This is a genomic window from Labrenzia sp. OB1, assembly GCF_001624695.1.
GTDB lineage: Bacteria > Pseudomonadota > Alphaproteobacteria > Rhizobiales > Stappiaceae > Roseibium.
Genome location: NZ_JSEP01000022.1, coordinates 32,446 through 47,674, shown reverse-complemented (window position 1 = coordinate 47,674; position 15,229 = coordinate 32,446). Strand labels below are relative to the sequence as shown.

Below are 15,229 nucleotides of genomic sequence, written 5' to 3'. Positions count from 1 at the left end.
CCTCGCCGGCTGCCGGAAGGCTGGCCGTCAGCACGCCGCTAAAGATAGATGCCGTCAGAAAGGCTGATGTCAGAAGCGTTTTCACGACCTGCCCCCTCAGTTGTTTCGATCACATTGGCCTCGTTGGCCTGATATGAACCCTCGGGATCGTTTCGACCCGACCGGTTGTTCTGCTGTTCGGATCCGCCGCCATTGAAAGACTCGGCCTGACCGTCACCGGAACCGTTTTGTCCTGTTGCCGACTGGCTGTTCGCGGAAGCTCCGGTGTGCATCGCCGGACGGTCGTCGGCGGCCTGAACGGTAATCGCATCCGCCTTGACGCCGGTCACTCGCAGCATCTGATCGAGCAACTGCCTGTCCTGCTTCAGCAGCTCGGCGGTTTGCGCCTTGCTGGCAACCATAGTCACCTCGACCGAGTCGCCGACCATCCGGAGAGAGACCTTCACGCTGCCCAGTTCATGCGGCGTAAGCTGGATATCCAGGGTTTTGAGGACCGGCCCTTCCGCCCTCGCGGACAGACCCGCCTGCTGCGCCCCGGGTCCTGAAGGCAAATCCTTCATTGCGGAAACAATCTGGTTTCCAACCTGCTGTACGGGCGACAGCCGCATATTGGGCGCGAAATGGGTTTCCTGACGCAATATCTTGACAGTGCCCGCCGCTTCTTCCGGCAACATCGACCGTCCAGCGGACCTTCCGGACGCCGCGTCCGAAACACGTTCAGGTTCGACACCGAACTGCGAAAACAGCGAGGTCGACCCGGTCTTTGCACCGCCCTCGGCCTCAAGTCCCGATCCGGGTTTTCCATGTGCTCCCGCGAAAGGCTGGCGCAGCCGCCCACCCTGATCCTGAGCCCCGGGAACGGCGGTCTGCCGATTTTGATCTGCCGGGATGGCGATTACTGTAGTGATCGGCAAGGCAGTCGATGCTTGCGATGCAGGCTGGCCTGAACCTTCCGGATCTGACGGCACCAGATCACCGCCGGTCTGCGATCCTGTGCCGTCACCACCATTTGCGGGAGTTGACAGGATCTTCTGGGAAACCTGCCGCAGGGCGTCGGCAAGATTGCTTGTCGTGAAGGAGATGAAACCGGGTTTTCTGGCCGTTTCACCGTCCGGCTTTGCGTCACTTTCCGCCCGCGGCTCAGCGGATTCTTCCGGCGCGCCCCCCTTGCCGTCCTCCGCCTGGCCGCCTGGCTTTCCTGATTGCCTGCCACCGCCGGCACCAACCGCATCGCCCTTTTTCATGCCCTGCATGAGCGAGTGAAATTCTGTCGCCGTTTCCTGCGCGGATTGACCGCCATCGGCGGCACGGCCGTCCGCCGACTTTCCGGACTGTGGTGCGGACGGTGCATAGGCTTGCGTATTCAGGCTCATTTTTCTTCTCCCATGGCTGCGAGAGACTTCTCGGTGCGGCGCAAGAGCCGCTCCGCCAGATTCATATCCGGCGTGACCCAGGACCGGTCCTCGGGATCGGCGATATTGCTCGCCACGTTGAATTCTCCGATCACATTTTCCGGCGGTTCAGGGAAATGGCGCACGGAATTGAGCACCGTGTAGACCCCATCGAGGAGTGCAAGGTCTTCATAGGAAAGCGCACTCTTGTCGACCGACCACAGCAGATCCCTGTTTTCCGAGATCATCTCCGGCTCGAGCCGTGTCGCCGCCGAATAGATCTTGAGGATCTCTCTCTCCCTTGTGCCTTCGACGGCCAGTATCAGGGCTTCTTCTGTCGATTTGCGCGCTACATTCAAATGCCCGGCAAGCAGCGCCGAACGGGCAAGCCGCATGTAAAGGCCGCGCCTGGAGTCGGCGTCAAACTCGTGCAGAATGGGCACGATCAGCGCGAACTTGTCCTCACTCTTGACAAAGCCGAGCGTGTCGATCGCCAGTGCAAAGCGCCTGCGGAAATCGCCGGCATAGATCGAGTTGCTGAACCGGCGCAGATAGCGGGTGCTCAGGACCCGGAAATGGTCGACATCGCCCATGATGCCGGCAACGAAGACTTCCCGCCGAAGCGCCGCCTCCTCCACCAGGGTGCCGGGCATCAGCAGACTGGCGACCTGCAGCAGTTCCATCGCCCGTGCCGGATCGCTTCGGATGTAAGACGCGGCCTTGACCAGCGCCACATGCCCGCCGAGACCGGAGGGAAGATCGAGCGGATCGATGTCGGCAAGAAGATCCTGCATCTCCTCCTCGCGCCCCTCGATATAGGCCAGGGAAGCTTCCATCAGCTTCCTGTCGATCAAAGGGGCCGGCTCAAGCGCCAGAAGATATCGCATGACATCAGGGTGCCCGCCGCTGAGGAGGTGGATGACCGCCGCCCGCGCATTGCGGGGGTCCTGCCAAACTGCCGGCGGCATCTGGACGAACGTCACGTCCATCCTGGCAAGAAGCGACCTTTGAGCAACCGTTGCGTGGCTGTTGCCCTGGGCGACCTGCTCCTGAAGGGATTGCAGCGACCTGACGAGCTCATAGGGAAGAGGCCCGCCACCGGCGTTCTGCGAACGCGCCATGACAGTCGATCCGGCAACGAGCAGGATGGTCATGAAAACTCGGAAAAGCGCTGTTGTCTGCTGCTGCGTGAGGCCCATCATTCAACTCCCTCCAGAAGATAGATCTCAACCCGGCGGTTTGCCGCCGCGAAGGGATCTTCCGGATCTTTCAGATGACGGTCGGCATAGCCTTCAACCCGGTCGAAGCGATCCTTGGACACACCGCCGCGCGTAAGCATGTAAAGCGCCATGTGAGCCCTCGAGGATGACAACCGCCAATTGTCGTAGGACTTGCTGCGGAAAGGTCTGGCATCTGTGTGGCCTTTGATGACGATCTGCCCGGGCATCTCCGAAATAACCTTGCCGATCCGTTCCAGCAGTTTTACCAGCTCCGGGCGGGGTTCAGCGGAGCCTATGGCGAACATGCCGAAGTTCTGATCGTCCGTCAGACTGATCAAAGCCCCCTCGCCTTCGCGTACAATGGTGATCTGACCGGCGGTCTCCTCAAGGACGGTACCTTTCGTCTCTTCAAGGATCCGTGTCAGACGTGCGACAAGGATTTCTGCTCTCGACAGGCCATCGACAATCACATCGGAGGCTTCCAGATCAATGACCTCGATCCCGGTATCCACATCCTGCGTACCGGTACTGACCTGAGCCACCGCCCGTGAAGCATTGTGGAGCGACAGCCCCGTCACATGGGCGACAACCGGGTCCATTTTCTTGAAAGGATCTGCGTGAGGCCCCTCACCCAGTTCGGCGAAGACATCCGGTCCGCTTCCAGAGGTGTGCTGCAGATCGCCGCTCCGGGCAGCGGCATCCGCCAATGGTCCGCTCAACGGCTCTCCCGGCAAATCCTCGTCGGACGTTGCCCCCAGTTGAACTTCAGCCGGTCCCGCTCCTTTGGCGTCGCTCTGGCCCTTTTCTTCCTTACGGGCATGCGCGCGCAACAAAGGATCGGTGCCGTCAATGCCCCGTCCGGGGCGGAATTGCCAATAGAGCGGATCGAATGGATCGCGGTATGCCTGTCCACCCTGCACTCCCTCATGCTTTTCCAGGCCGGAGCCTATGCCCAGAGGGTTCGCTTCGAGCGTATCCAAAACGCGGATCTTTTCGGACAGCGTATCCAGAACAGCATAAGGATCGGAAAACAGGATCGATTCCGAATGGATCTGGGTGAACTGGCCGCTGGCGGTGTTCCCCCCCTGCTCCGGCAGCTCTTCCATTTCCAAGATCTTGTGACCGGATTTTTCCCCGTCGCCGAAATTCGCGTCCTGATCGACAGGTTCTTCCGAGCCGCCAAGCTTGCCGCTGAAGGGTTTAGTTCCGTCGTTGCTGGTGTCACCATCGACCTGCGGATCGTTCAAACCCTTGCGGTTCGGCGCGGTCGACGCGAGTTTGACCGGATTGAAATACTGCGCGACACCCTTGCGCACGCTGTCATCCGTGACATTGATCAGCCACATCACCAGGAAGAACGCCATCAAGGCGGTCATGAAATCCGCATAGGCAATCTTCCAGACGCCATGAATATGGGTCTCTTCGTCCCAGTTGTTCTTGCGTCGGACAATGACAATTTCGCTCGGGAGACCATCCAGCATCAGTCCGACTCCTTCCGCAATTGCTCAAGTTGTCCAAGCCATTGCTCCAAACGGGTTTCAATCGTGGTCTCGTCGAACAACGCAACGAGTTCCACCTGGTCGGCGATCTGGATTTCGATCCGCTCGCGAAGATCCGGCAAGAGCTCCATGACCTGTTCGGTCAACCTGCCTGGACCACGAAGAAGGATCAGCTTGCCGTCGGTTTCCAGTGTCAATTGCCGCAAATGGGCCGCGAAGGCCGTCACAAGCTGCTCGGTGATGCTTTCGTTCAAAAACGGCTGAAGCAGTTTGGTGAGAGAGTAGGCAATCCGTTGCTCCATCACGTCGAGAAAGCCTTCGATCGCCGCGCTGACATTGGCGGACTCCCGCATGTCGAACCGCACTTGCTCGTCTTCCAGCGCCTTTGTGTAGCCCTCACGCTCAGTCTCCAGAAGCGTTTCGAAATGTGTCCGCATCCGCGCTTCACCCTCGGCCAGGCCGCGCTGATATTCGGCTTCGCGGCGCTCCTCCTCGCTGAGCTCGGGAAAGCTCTCGTCCTCGGGCTCGAGCACGTCAACCAATGCCGGATCATATGCGCCGAAGGACTTGAATTTCGGCACGGTGATAACCGGAATGTGGGTAGCTGCGGATATCGACATTAAATTCGCTCCGATTCATAGAGCCACTGGCGCAGGATCGCGGCGGATTGTTCCTCGTTGAACTCAAGCAGCGATTCCAGTTTCCTGAGAGCGGACTGATTGCGTTTGCTGTTCAGATCCTGGATCAGGTCGGAATGATCCGGAGGCACGAGAAACGCCTGTTCGCCTTCCGCGTCCTCGAACTGTCCATCGACGCCTTCCTGGGCCATGCCCAGTTCAGCCATTTCAACCTGCGGACCGGAAATCTGCGGTACGAGGGCGGAGACGGCCGGGCGCAGTCCGAACCAGATCACAAGCATGGACACGGTCAAGATGGCCAGGGCGTTGATGATGTTGCCGGATTGGCGCAACAGGTATTCCGTGATGCTGATCGGCGGTATCGGCTCCAAGGCCTGCCCGCCATCCACGAAATCCACCACGGCGACTTTCACATTGTCTCCGCGGGTCGCTTCAATTCCTGCGGAGGAAGCCACGAGGCCCTCGATTTCAAGCAACTGTTCGGCGATCTGGGATTCTGTCGGCTCGCCACCGAGCGACTGTACAATCCGGGACCTGTCGACAAGGACGGCAATCGATAAACGATCAACGCGATAGCCGTCCTGGGAGGTCTCAATCCGCTTGGAGGAAATCTCGTAGTTGACCGTTTCCTCCCGGCGTTCGTTTTCTTCGGTTGATTTCTCACCGTTTTCAGCCGCGACATTTTCCTCCGGCAGGTTCTGCTCGACGGTCGTCGGCGAACTGACACTGGAGTTCTGTGCGTTCTCGTTTTCCCGGACGGTTCTGATCGATCGTTCGGTGCGCGAGTCAGGATCGAAGATGGTCTCGGCGATCAACTTGCGATCGGTGTTCAACTCGGCGGCGACACTGACCTGAAAATTGTCCAGGCCGAGATACGGCGCCAGCGTCTTGCGGATGTTCTCCTGTATCCGGTTGCTGACCGCAGTCTCGAGACTTGCCATCTGCCCGGCGGAGGCCTTGGCAGGATCGCTGCCCGCCGCCAGAATGCCTCCGGTCGTATCCAGCACGGTGACCTTGTTCGCCTCCATGCCCGGAACACCGGCGGCAACCAGATGACGGATAGCATCGGCTGTGCGGACATCGTCAGGAACATCGGAACGGATCACGACAGATGCGGATGGTGGCTGATGGTCACGGCGAAAGGAGCCTTTTGCCGGCAGAACGATATGAACGCGCGCCGCCCGGATCCCCGTCATGAGTTGAATGGTCCGTGCGAGCTCCCCTTCCAGGGCGCGCACCCTCGTGACTTCCTGCATGAAGGACGTCAAGCCGAGGGACCCCAGCTCATCGAACAGTTCATAGCCGGAATTTGCGCCTCGAGGGAGACCTTTTTCCGCAAGCAGCATGCGGGCCTTGGCGGTCTGCGCGTGAGAGACCATGACCGAGTCACCGTCCGACGTAATATCGAAGGCTATGCCGGCGTCCCTTAGTGCCGAGCCGATACGGGTGACATCCTCACCCTCGAGCCCGGTATAAAGCACTGTCTGTTCCGGCCGGCTCAGGTAATAGGCGCCAGCCCCGACGGTTGCGATTGTAGCGAGTCCGATAAGGGCGAGCGCGACCAGTCTGCGCAGCCCCAGTTCCATCAGATTTGCCCAGAGTTTTTCAGCTTGTTCGCGGCCCGGCATGCAGAACCCCTTGATGCACGTTCTTGTCTGTTCGCACCACTATGAGAAATGGAGCTTGTGCGAGCCTGTCATGAGCGGCGGCGCACAAAAAAAGACCGCGCCCCGAAGGGCGCGGTCCTCTTTTCCATCAAATCCGTTTGGATTAACGGAACAGGGACAGGATGTTCTGGCTGCCCTGGTTCGCAATCGACAGAGCCTGGATACCGAGCTGCTGCTGTGTCTGCAGAGCCTGGAGGCGTGTCGATTCCTTGTTCATGTCAGCATCGACAAGCTGGCCGACACCACGGTCGATGGCATCACGCAGAGCAGACACGAAGTCCTTCTGCAGATCCACACGGCTCTTGATGGAACCGAGCAGCGTTGCGGAGTCGGTGATTTCACCCAGCGCCGCGTCAATGCCGTCCACCAGAGCATCGATACTTGCCGTATCGGCGTCAGTCACTGCGGACAGATCGAAGTCAGCGATACCACCAGAACCGGTGACGTTGGTCAGACCACCGAAACCACGGTCCTGATCGAGGATACCAGACGTGCCGGCAGCCGTATCATAGAGCTGAGTGGCAGTGATATCGACGGTCGTAACCTGGATCTCGATCGCGCCACCTGCACGTGTGAAGGAGCTGACGATGTCCTTCGAAGTAACGGTGGTTACGTCGCTTGCGAGCCAGTTTTCACCGTTGAACACGGCAGAGTCAGCGGTCGAACGCAGCTGGTTCTGAAGTTCGGTGATGTCCGACTGGATCTTGGTGCGGTCAACACCCGGCGTACGGGCGGCAACGACCTTGGCCTTGATCTCGTTCATGACATCGACGGTGCTGTCCATTGCCGTGTACATGACGTCGACTGTGGCGGCACCGAGACCAAGAGAGTCTTCAACGGCGCCAAGTGCCATGTTGTCGGAACGCATGGTGGTTGCAATGGACCAGTAGGCCGCGTTGTCTTCCGCACCGGCCACACGGTAACCGGTAGAAATGCGGTTCTGCGTTTCAGCCAGGTTGGAGCTGGTGTGCCGCAGGGTCTGCAGCGCGGTCATTGCGGAAGCGTTGGTCAACAAGCTAGACATGATATGTCCCTTTCAATGTTTCAGTAGATACTGGAATTGGTGGGGGACATGCCGGACTGATACCGGCACAGCAGGAGCAGCGTCATGCTTTTGAACCTCAATCGGGTGCGGTTCAACCTGCTGTAATATGGACACTAGCGACCCAACCTTGCGTGAAGCTTACGCCTATCCGGTCAATTTGATCTATTTCGCGTTTTCGCGAAATCAGGACAGATAAATCCCAAGATATAATCGTGAAGCTTAAAATCGCGCACGATAAAAAAACGGAGCCGAACGGCTCCGTTTTGGTTTCATTGTCTAAAGGATGAATTCTTCAGAAAAATGATCGCACCAGGCTGCCCACCAGAAGGTTCCAGCCATCGATCAGAACAAAAAACAGGGCCTTGAAGGGCAAGGATATAACCGTCGGCGGCAGCATCATCATGCCCATGGACATGGTAATCGTCGCCACGATCATATCGATCACGAGGAAAGGCAGTGCGATAAGAAAGCCTATTTCGAAACCCCGGCGCAGTTCCGATATCATGAAGGCCGGAATGAGCACCCGCAATTCGACCTCTTCGGCCGTTTCAGCTTCATTTTCGGTCACTCTGCCTGCGGCCAGGTCGTCGAAAAGAACCAGGTCCTCTTCCCGCACCTGTTCGAGCATGAATTCCCGGAAGGGTGTGGTAACGCGCACATAGGCGACTTCCTCGGAAATCTCATTGTTCATCAACGGCTGAATGCCGTCTTCCCAGGCCTGGTCGAACGTCGGCGCCATGACGTAGAAGGTCATGAAAAGCGCAAGGGAAATCAGGATGAGGTTGCCGGGCGTCGTCTGCAGGCCGATCCCCGAGCGCAGGAATGAAAAGGCAATCACGAATCGCGTGAAACTGGTGACCATGATCAGGATGCCGGGCGCAAGCGAAAGCACGGTCAGGAGCGCGATGGCCTGAATGATCCTGCCGCTCGCGCTACCCTCGCCAGCCGGCAGCAACGCCGACAGGTCGGGCACCTGGGCAGCCGCCGTTCCGGTCAGAAAGAACAGCGCGGCGACAGAAAATAATACTCGCATCATTGAATCACCACCGACTCCAGAATGACTTCATGGATTTTCCCCTTGGAGCGGGTCTTAGCCCGTTCCGTGAGGTCTTCCTTGAGGTGCTGGAGACCGACGCCGCCTTCCAGATGGCTCAATGTCAGTGTCCGCAAATAGCCGAGGAAATCGTCCTCCACCTTTTTGCGCAAAAGCCCGACTTCCCCTTCTGTTTCCTCTTCCAGCAGGACGGAGGCGTGAACCCTTATCCATGCGTCTTTCGGAGAAGCGAGATTGGTAACCAGCGGATCAAGTTTCTGCAGCCGGGTCGAGAGTGTGAAAGGCAGCGTTTCGGAGTAGGTCTGCTGCTTCCGCAGCCGCCCCTGCACTTCCTGCTCGGTATAGTCCACGAGATATTTCGCGAATATGGCGCCGGCGCCGGCGCCGACCAGAGTCAGCAGAAACAGCGCGGCCATAAAGCCGGACTTTCCGGACTGGCCGTCGGCACCGCCGACAGGAGCTTCAATCAATCTTGGCATGAAGGGTGTCCCGTTGTTGCCTATACGCGGATCAGAATGGCGTCACAATGTCGTAAAGCTGTTGCCCCCATCCGGGTTGCTGCACTTCGGTGATCCGGCCACGCCCGCCATAGGAAACGCGGGCTTCCGCGATCTTGTCGTAGGGAATGGTGTTGTTGCTCTGGATGTCCCGCGGCCGGACGATCCCGGCGATCTGCAGAATGCGCATTTCGTAGTTCACACGGACTTCCTGGGACCCGGCAATGAGCAGGTTGCCGTTCGGCAGCCGATCGGTCACGACGGCAGCTACTGAAAGCTTGATTTCCTCGGAGCGGTCGATTGAACCGGAGCCAGACGAACCGGACCCGGAATCCAGATCGAGATCGGCCGAACCATCGGTGTCGGTACCGTCGAAGCTCGTTCCGAACGATCCGCCTATGCCGATGTCGGACGTCCTGCGCCGGTCGGAACTGTTGTCGAGATTGGCTTTGTCGTTGATATGAATGGTGACCCTCAGAACGTCACCGATCTTTTTTGCCCTGGGGTCGGCGAAGAAATTGTCCCGGCCGCTCATCCAAAGTGAATTGTAATCCTTGACGCCGCCTGGCGCGAATGTGCTGAGCGGATAGACAGCCGCTTCCTGCGCGGCCAGACCGTATCCGACAGGCGACATCGCGGGCGCTCTGCCGATGTCGTCCAATTGCCCAGCGCAACCGGTCAACATCATTGCCGCAAAGGGGTAAACAAGGGTTCGCATCAAAAACTCCGTTGTATGTCCGGGTTGGCGATACCCATCATGGACTGGGTCAGTTGCGCCGCGCGGGCGGGATCCATTTCATCGAGAATGCTGCTGGCAACGCGGGCCTTGAGTTTCAGAAGAACCCCGACAGCGGCCTCTTCGTCAGTCGTCGCCAACTGCGCAGCGGCGGCTTCCGGACGCATCCGGCCGATGATCGACACCACCTGGTCCTCAACCTCACTGAGCAGCTCTTCGCGGCGCGCGACCCATGTTTCGAATTCCCGCTCCTTGCGTTGCAGCTCGGCAATCCGATCCCGCAGGCTGGCTTCAAGACTGATCATCTTCCACGTCTGCCACTTGACGCGCGCATCCGAAGCCGCCTCTGCAATGTTCTTGCAATAGAGTTCGGCATCCGTGGGTGGGACGAGGATGTCGATGATCTCGGGTTTGTCCCTGGGGGCCTGCGCCAGCGCAGAACTTCCCGGGAATGCGATTGAAACCACCGCGATTGCCAAAAGGCCCTGCTTCAGGCCGTTGTCCAAAGTGAAGGGCATAAGACGTGCCGTCCTTTGTGCTGAACCGGTTTGATTGCACACTCACAGATCGAGCTTGCGCGGGGCTGGCGGCACCGACAAAAAACGCCGCTCTGATGGCGGCGTTTCTGCAGGTCGCTGCGGTTGGTCCGACAAGCGTCACTGGATGACCAGCTCCGCTTGAAGCGCTCCCGCGGTCTTGATGGCCTGAAGGATGGCGATGATACCCGTCGGACGAAGCCCTATACGGTTGAGCCCCCTTACCAGCGTGGGCAGGTCCGTGCCCCCGACCACCGCCAACTGGCCTCCGGTTTCCTGTGCGTCGACGTAAGTCCGTGGCACCACAACGGTCTGCCCGTTCGAGAACGGTGTGGGTTGAGACACTTCAGGCGCTTCGGATATCCTCACGGTCAGGTTGCCGTGGGTGATCGCGACGGTAGAGATCTGAACTTCCTTGCCGATAACCACCGTACCTGTCCGCTCGTCGATCACCACCTTGGCCGTCTGATCGGGCCGGACACGGATGGACTCTATCTCCGAAATGAAGCGGGTGATGCTCATGTTCTTCGGTGGGGTCAGATCCACTGTCCGGTAATCGCGCTCCTTTGCCACCCGGATGCCATAACGCTCCTTGCTGTAGAGATTTATCGCATCGGTGATCCGTACCGCTGTCTTGAAATCCGGATTCGTCAATTCGAGCGTGAGGTTGGGAATTTGCGAGAACTTCGCCGGCAGGTCGCGTTCAATGAGCCCACCATTGGAGATACGGCCTACCGTGGGAAAGCCCTGCGTCAGGCTTTCCGCCTGCCCAAGCTCCGCGAAGCCGGAAACCGTGACTGCACCTTGCGCGACCGCATAGATCTGCCCGTCCGCGCCGAGCAGAGGCGTTGCGACCAGCGTACCGCCACCAAGAGACGTCGCATCTCCCAGAGAGGAGACATTCACATCTATGGAAGACCCCTTGCCGATGAAAGACGGCATTTCCGCTGTGACCACCACGGCGGCGACATTCCGGGTCCGCAAGCGCGCTTCGCGCACATTGACGCCGAGACTGTCCAGCATCGACTGGAGCGACTGTTCGGTGAACGGCGAATTGCGCAGACTGTCACCGGACCCCTTCAAGCCGATGACCAGGCCATAGCCGACAAGCTGGTTGTCACGCACACCCTGCAGATTGGCGATATCCTTGATCCGAACCATCGCGGATGCCGGACAGGCCGTCAGAACCATAAGAAATATGATGAAAAGCCGGGTCATGAATCAGTTCTCCACCCGGATCGTGCCGTCGTTCTGCACGCGGCCGGATACGACCTGACCGCTATCCACATTGCGCACACGCACGAAGCTGCCCGCACCGCCGTTCTGCAGGGCTTCCACCTGCATGACGATAACCAGTCCCTGCTCCTGAAAGACCAGGCGCGCCGGCTCACCGCGCCGCACCAACATCGGCTTTTCAACCGACTTGACCGGAATGGGCTGACCCGGAAGAAGCGTCCTGCGGGCAACCATGCCCACCAGTTGGCCCCTATGGGTTGAAACGGCGAATTGCTGTGCGGTGCGGCCTGGAAACTTTCGTTCGATCAGATCCTGATGCGAAATTTCCGAACCGGGATGAATTGTCTGCCGGGGCACTGGGAGTTCGACGCTGGCGGCAAATGCCGCCTGGCCGAAAAACACCGCCAGCAGAAGCGTCGACAGGGTTCTGATCAGCATGGTCATATTCCGGGACCTTTCCAGATCAGCCTGTCTGCCTGCAAACTCACACAAAGCCGAAAACGCTGATCGATATTAAGGTGTTCGAGCATCTGGATTGCGTTCACCTGAACGCGGGACGCTCTAGCGGATGCCGTTGGTTACTGTTCCGGCCATCTCATCGGCGGCCTTCATAACCTTCGAGTTCATTTCGTATCCGCGCTGGGCGTTGATGAGCGCCGTGATTTCCTTCACCGGATCGACGTTCGAGCTTTCAAGGTAGCCCTGACGGACCACGCCGAAACCTGGGTCGCCCGGCACACCGGCCACAGGCGTGCCGGAGGCTTCTGTTTCGCGGAACAGATTGCCGCCGACCGGCTCTAGGCCGACATCATTGGCGAAGTTCGCCAGGGTCAGCTGCCCCAGTTCGCGCGGCGCCAGTTCACCGTCGACCTTCGCGTAGACCTCACCGGATTCATTGACGACCACCTCGATGGTCTCCTCCGGCACGAGGATCGCGGGTTCGACCGCATATCCGTCGATGGTCACCAGGCGGCCCTCAGCGTTCTTGTTGAAGGACCCGGCGCGGGTATAGAGGGTTTCCTCGTCCGGCCCGGTGATCTCAAACCAGCCCCGTCCGTCCAGGGCGACATCGAACTGATTGCCCGTGTTCGTCAGCGATCCCTGGACATGCAGCTTGCGGATACCGGCGGTTCTGACGCCCAGACCGAGTTGAGCGCCTTCGGGAACCGGATCCTCACCACCGCGGTTCGGCACGCCCTGCAGGCGCTCTGCCTGATACAGCAGGTCTGAAAACTCCGCCTGGGACCTCTTGTACGAGGTGGTGTTCATATTGGCGATATTGTTCGCAACAACTTCGACATTAAGCTGCTGGGCACTCATGCCGGTCGCGGCAATTGCAAGGGCTTTCATGGTTCATCTCCGTGATGGGTTCCGCTCAGTTCAGATGATCTTCCCGCTCAGGGTCAGATCGACATGCGGCTGATTTCCTGATAGGCGCTCACAACCTTGTCGCGGATGGCGATCGCGGTCTGCAGGGTGGATTCAGCGGCAAGCACGGCCTCCACGACCTGCTGCGCCGAGGCCTGTCCGTCGACACCGGCAATCGCCGCCGCTTCCCCATGCTTGATCTTCTCAATGGCATCGTTAGAAACCTGCGATACAGCCTCCGAAAAACTCGGAGCGGATACCTCGGCGGTTCCTCCCATGTCCGGAGCGCTTGCCGAATAGCGGGTGGTGGACGTCGTCTTGAGGAGACCGTCCGTGCTCGAGGCGGAAGACAGTGCGGAAATTTCATTGATCATGGTCAGTTCCTCAGAAGATCGATGTTGCGCATAACCATCTCGCGGGCCTGCGTCATGACTTTCAGATTGGCTTCATAGGAGCGGTTGGTCTCGCGCATATCCGCGAGTTCCAGAAGCGTATTGACGTTGGGCATCTTCACGTAGCCGTTCTCGTCTGCCGCCGGATGACCCGGCTCGTATTCAACGGTGAACGGCGCCTTGTCGGACCCGATCCCCTTGACGGACACGAGTTGTGCCTGATGAGCGCGGCTGAACTCGCTTTCAAAAGTGATGGTCTTGCGGCGATAAGGATCGTCGCCGGCGGTTTTACCGGTCGAGCGCGCATTCGCGAGGTTTTCGGAAACGACACGCAACCGCTCGGACTGAGCGCGCAGTCCTGAACCGGAAATCTGAAGAGAAGCGGACAATGGGTCGGACATGGTCGAATTCCTTATGATTTCACCGAGGAGAGATACATTCGGTGAAACGACTTCGCGATACTGGCGTTCAAGGCATGATCGCGCGCGACTTCACCTGCTTTCATCAGTTCCTGCTCGATGCTGACCGAGTTGCCGGAGTGGGTGACCATCCAGCTGTCCTCCTTTTCCACATCAGAGGGGCGCGGAACCTCCATCGCCTGACCGAGGTGGCTGTCATGGGTCGCCGTCATGGCAAGGCGGGTTTCGCTTATCACGGACGTGAAAGGCTCCAGGTCCCTGGCGTTGAACCCAGGTGTGTTGGCGTTTGCCATGTTCTCGGCGATGGTCGCCTGACGCATGGAAAGCCAGTCATTGTTTTGCGAAACGAGTTTGTTCAGGAACACAGGCTCCATCGAAACCTCCTATCAGCTCAGGTTGCGTCAAGGTGTAATCGGCCAACCTTGCCCGAGGCTGGTCCGCAAAGCGTTTCACAGGGCGGATGGCGCAAGCTTCGCGCAATCTTCAAGGTGCAAGCAGGAGCGATATCGGGCTCCAGCCAACGAGCCGGAAAACCGGTACCAATGGAGGCGTCATGATGTCGATCCCCGGACCCAGCCTGTTAATTCGATCCGGTGGGAAACGCCCGGGCAAGAAAGTCTCATGGCCCGCCTTCCCGGCTGCACCACAGCGGCAATCGGTTCTCGCGGGAGTTCTGCTCTCTTTTTGCGCCTTGTCCGCTGCAAATGCACAAACAGTGAATTGCGATGCCTACGCCAGATCCTATGCCAATGCTCACACGAGCAATGATCCCACGAATGTCCCCATCGTGGACGGTGGTATGCAGGGAGCAGTCGCGGGTGGTGCGTGGAAAGGCCCCGGCGGCGCGCGCCGAGGCGCCCTTGCCGGCGGCGCTCTCACCGTCCTGGACACACTGGGAAATTATCCCGGTGGCTGGCAAGGCCTGTATGACCTTGCCTACAACACCTGCAGCAACCAACAGTCTCCGGTGAACCACAGGCCAACCACGCTGGGTGATCCGTCATACAGCCCCGCCCCAACGCCGAGAAGAAGACCCGTTCCTCCCTTGCCCGCACCACCGGGCATCCCGTTCAAGCAGGGCCAGTAAACTCCGCCATGTTCGCTTTCCTGAATTCCGGCAAGAACTCCCTCGTTCAGGCCATACAGAGACGTCTTGATCGGCGACAAGTTACACGCCTTCGCCCCGCCAAGCTCGCAAGCCTCGACAATGCTTTCATTTGCGACTGCATGATCCGGGACATGTCGAAAGGCGGTCTAAGACTGGTACTGAACAGACAGACGGATCTTCCGGAAGAGTTTTATGTCTATGATGTCGGCGCCAAAACACTTGCGCAGGTTCAGCTTCGCTGGCGCAACGGCCTTGCTGCCGGTGTCGCCTACCTGGTTCCTCCCGCACATATCCGCCACTTCAGCAGCAGCGGTCTGAGAAAACTGGCTCAGCGGCTTTATGAGCTGGACGGCTGACGACGCGGCACGGGCTCCGTCTCGCAGACTGACTTGCCAGATCCGTTTGCCAGACCGGCTTGCCAGA

Annotated in this window: 18 protein-coding genes; 1 reads left to right on the top strand and 17 read right to left on the bottom strand. The window is 59.0% G+C overall.

The genetic code is table 11. From position 1 onward, the window contains the following. Positions 1–38: 38 nt before the first annotated feature. From OA90_RS22680 to OA90_RS29345, 17 genes are all read right to left on the bottom strand, one after another. Positions 39–1,373 carry a flagellar hook-length control protein FliK gene (locus OA90_RS22680; protein WP_068417983.1) on the bottom strand — a complete coding sequence of 445 codons (1,335 nt, stop codon included), beginning with the start codon at positions 1,371–1,373 and terminating at the stop codon, positions 39–41. Continuing rightward, on the bottom strand, positions 1,370–2,593 hold the full coding sequence (locus OA90_RS22675; RefSeq protein ID WP_199823810.1) for a chemotaxis protein: 1,224 nt from the start codon (positions 2,591–2,593) through the stop codon (positions 1,370–1,372). The genes OA90_RS22680 and OA90_RS22675 overlap by 4 nt, the downstream gene beginning before the upstream one ends. Beyond that, the gene (locus OA90_RS22670) at positions 2,590–4,092 is read right to left on the bottom strand and encodes a MotB family protein (protein WP_068417980.1); all 1,503 of its coding nucleotides are present in this window, start codon (positions 4,090–4,092) and stop codon (positions 2,590–2,592) included. Before OA90_RS22670 ends, OA90_RS22675 begins: the two co-directional genes overlap by 4 nt. Next, the gene (locus OA90_RS22665; RefSeq protein ID WP_068417978.1) at positions 4,092–4,730 is read right to left on the bottom strand and encodes a hypothetical protein; all 639 of its coding nucleotides are present in this window, start codon (positions 4,728–4,730) and stop codon (positions 4,092–4,094) included. Before OA90_RS22665 ends, OA90_RS22670 begins: the two co-directional genes overlap by 1 nt. Beyond that, positions 4,730–6,376 carry a flagellar basal-body MS-ring/collar protein FliF gene (gene fliF / locus OA90_RS22660; protein ID WP_068417974.1) on the bottom strand — a complete coding sequence of 549 codons (1,647 nt, stop codon included), beginning with the start codon at positions 6,374–6,376 and terminating at the stop codon, positions 4,730–4,732. Before fliF ends, OA90_RS22665 begins: the two co-directional genes overlap by 1 nt. Before the next feature lie 142 nt (positions 6,377–6,518). Further along, the gene (locus OA90_RS22655) at positions 6,519–7,439 is read right to left on the bottom strand and encodes a flagellin (protein WP_068417971.1); all 921 of its coding nucleotides are present in this window, start codon (positions 7,437–7,439) and stop codon (positions 6,519–6,521) included. Positions 7,440–7,752: 313 nt separating this feature from the next. Then, positions 7,753–8,493, bottom strand: coding sequence for a flagellar type III secretion system pore protein FliP (gene fliP, locus OA90_RS22650; protein WP_068418132.1), 741 nt, complete (start codon positions 8,491–8,493; stop codon positions 7,753–7,755). Further along, a complete protein-coding gene (locus OA90_RS22645) occupies positions 8,493–8,993 on the bottom strand; it encodes a flagellar basal body-associated FliL family protein (protein ID WP_082837217.1) in 501 nt (166 codons plus the stop codon). Before OA90_RS22645 ends, fliP begins: the two co-directional genes overlap by 1 nt. Before the next feature lie 31 nt (positions 8,994–9,024). Continuing rightward, positions 9,025–9,729, bottom strand: coding sequence for a flagellar basal body L-ring protein FlgH (gene flgH, locus OA90_RS22640; RefSeq protein ID WP_068417968.1), 705 nt, complete (start codon positions 9,727–9,729; stop codon positions 9,025–9,027). After that, entirely contained in the window at positions 9,729–10,265 is a 537-nt protein-coding gene (locus OA90_RS22635) for a MotE family protein (protein ID WP_068417963.1), read from the bottom strand. Before OA90_RS22635 ends, flgH begins: the two co-directional genes overlap by 1 nt. A 138-nt stretch (positions 10,266–10,403) precedes the next feature. Then, positions 10,404–11,501 (bottom strand): flagellar basal body P-ring protein FlgI, encoded by a 1,098-nt coding sequence (flgI, locus tag OA90_RS22630; RefSeq protein ID WP_068417960.1) that lies wholly within the window; start codon positions 11,499–11,501, stop codon positions 10,404–10,406. Between the two features lie 3 nt (positions 11,502–11,504). Further along, positions 11,505–11,957 (bottom strand): flagellar basal body P-ring formation chaperone FlgA, encoded by a 453-nt coding sequence (gene flgA / locus OA90_RS22625; protein WP_082837222.1) that lies wholly within the window; start codon positions 11,955–11,957, stop codon positions 11,505–11,507. A gap of 123 nt (positions 11,958–12,080) precedes the next feature. Then, positions 12,081–12,869 carry a flagellar basal-body rod protein FlgG gene (gene flgG / locus OA90_RS22620; protein WP_068417949.1) on the bottom strand — a complete coding sequence of 263 codons (789 nt, stop codon included), beginning with the start codon at positions 12,867–12,869 and terminating at the stop codon, positions 12,081–12,083. A gap of 53 nt (positions 12,870–12,922) precedes the next feature. Beyond that, positions 12,923–13,261 carry a flagellar hook-basal body complex protein FliE gene (locus tag OA90_RS22615; protein WP_068417941.1) on the bottom strand — a complete coding sequence of 113 codons (339 nt, stop codon included), beginning with the start codon at positions 13,259–13,261 and terminating at the stop codon, positions 12,923–12,925. Between the two features lie 2 nt (positions 13,262–13,263). Continuing rightward, positions 13,264–13,680 carry a flagellar basal body rod protein FlgC gene (gene flgC, locus OA90_RS22610; RefSeq protein WP_068417937.1) on the bottom strand — a complete coding sequence of 139 codons (417 nt, stop codon included), beginning with the start codon at positions 13,678–13,680 and terminating at the stop codon, positions 13,264–13,266. An 11-nt stretch (positions 13,681–13,691) separates the two neighbouring features. Next, the gene (gene flgB, locus OA90_RS22605) at positions 13,692–14,072 is read right to left on the bottom strand and encodes a flagellar basal body rod protein FlgB (RefSeq protein WP_068417934.1); all 381 of its coding nucleotides are present in this window, start codon (positions 14,070–14,072) and stop codon (positions 13,692–13,694) included. Between the two features lie 562 nt (positions 14,073–14,634). Then, the gene (locus OA90_RS29345) at positions 14,635–14,865 is read right to left on the bottom strand and encodes a hypothetical protein (protein WP_208986257.1); all 231 of its coding nucleotides are present in this window, start codon (positions 14,863–14,865) and stop codon (positions 14,635–14,637) included. 72 nt (positions 14,866–14,937) lie between these two features. Here OA90_RS29345 and OA90_RS29340 point away from each other — a divergent pair, with 72 nt between their 5' ends. Next, entirely contained in the window at positions 14,938–15,162 is a 225-nt protein-coding gene (locus OA90_RS29340; protein ID WP_208986256.1) for a hypothetical protein, read from the top strand. Positions 15,163–15,229: the final 67 nt, after the last annotated feature.

What these genes read in the sequence shown, in the direction of transcription:
- OA90_RS22655 (WP_068417971.1), bottom strand. Translation starts at nt 7,439, where the DNA reads ATGTCTAGCTTGTTGACCAACGCTTCCGCAATGACCGCGCTGCAGACC.
- flgA (WP_082837222.1), bottom strand. Translation starts at nt 11,957, where the DNA reads ATGCTGATCAGAACCCTGTCGACGCTTCTGCTGGCGGTGTTTTTCGGC.
- flgI (WP_068417960.1), bottom strand. Translation starts at nt 11,501, where the DNA reads ATGACCCGGCTTTTCATCATATTTCTTATGGTTCTGACGGCCTGTCCG.
- OA90_RS22635 (WP_068417963.1), bottom strand. Translation starts at nt 10,265, where the DNA reads ATGCCCTTCACTTTGGACAACGGCCTGAAGCAGGGCCTTTTGGCAATC.
- OA90_RS22645 (WP_082837217.1), bottom strand. Translation starts at nt 8,993, where the DNA reads ATGCCAAGATTGATTGAAGCTCCTGTCGGCGGTGCCGACGGCCAGTCC.
- flgH (WP_068417968.1), bottom strand. Translation starts at nt 9,729, where the DNA reads ATGCGAACCCTTGTTTACCCCTTTGCGGCAATGATGTTGACCGGTTGC.
- OA90_RS29340 (WP_208986256.1), top strand. Translation starts at nt 14,938, where the DNA reads ATGTCGAAAGGCGGTCTAAGACTGGTACTGAACAGACAGACGGATCTT.
- OA90_RS22615 (WP_068417941.1), bottom strand. Translation starts at nt 13,261, where the DNA reads ATGATCAATGAAATTTCCGCACTGTCTTCCGCCTCGAGCACGGACGGT.
- flgG (WP_068417949.1), bottom strand. Translation starts at nt 12,869, where the DNA reads ATGAAAGCCCTTGCAATTGCCGCGACCGGCATGAGTGCCCAGCAGCTT.
- OA90_RS22670 (WP_068417980.1), bottom strand. Translation starts at nt 4,092, where the DNA reads ATGCTGGATGGTCTCCCGAGCGAAATTGTCATTGTCCGACGCAAGAAC.
- OA90_RS22680 (WP_068417983.1), bottom strand. Translation starts at nt 1,373, where the DNA reads ATGAGCCTGAATACGCAAGCCTATGCACCGTCCGCACCACAGTCCGGA.
- OA90_RS22665 (WP_068417978.1), bottom strand. Translation starts at nt 4,730, where the DNA reads ATGTCGATATCCGCAGCTACCCACATTCCGGTTATCACCGTGCCGAAA.
- fliF (WP_068417974.1), bottom strand. Translation starts at nt 6,376, where the DNA reads ATGCCGGGCCGCGAACAAGCTGAAAAACTCTGGGCAAATCTGATGGAA.
- fliP (WP_068418132.1), bottom strand. Translation starts at nt 8,493, where the DNA reads ATGCGAGTATTATTTTCTGTCGCCGCGCTGTTCTTTCTGACCGGAACG.
- flgB (WP_068417934.1), bottom strand. Translation starts at nt 14,072, where the DNA reads ATGGAGCCTGTGTTCCTGAACAAACTCGTTTCGCAAAACAATGACTGG.
- OA90_RS22675 (WP_199823810.1), bottom strand. Translation starts at nt 2,593, where the DNA reads ATGATGGGCCTCACGCAGCAGCAGACAACAGCGCTTTTCCGAGTTTTC.
- flgC (WP_068417937.1), bottom strand. Translation starts at nt 13,680, where the DNA reads ATGTCCGACCCATTGTCCGCTTCTCTTCAGATTTCCGGTTCAGGACTG.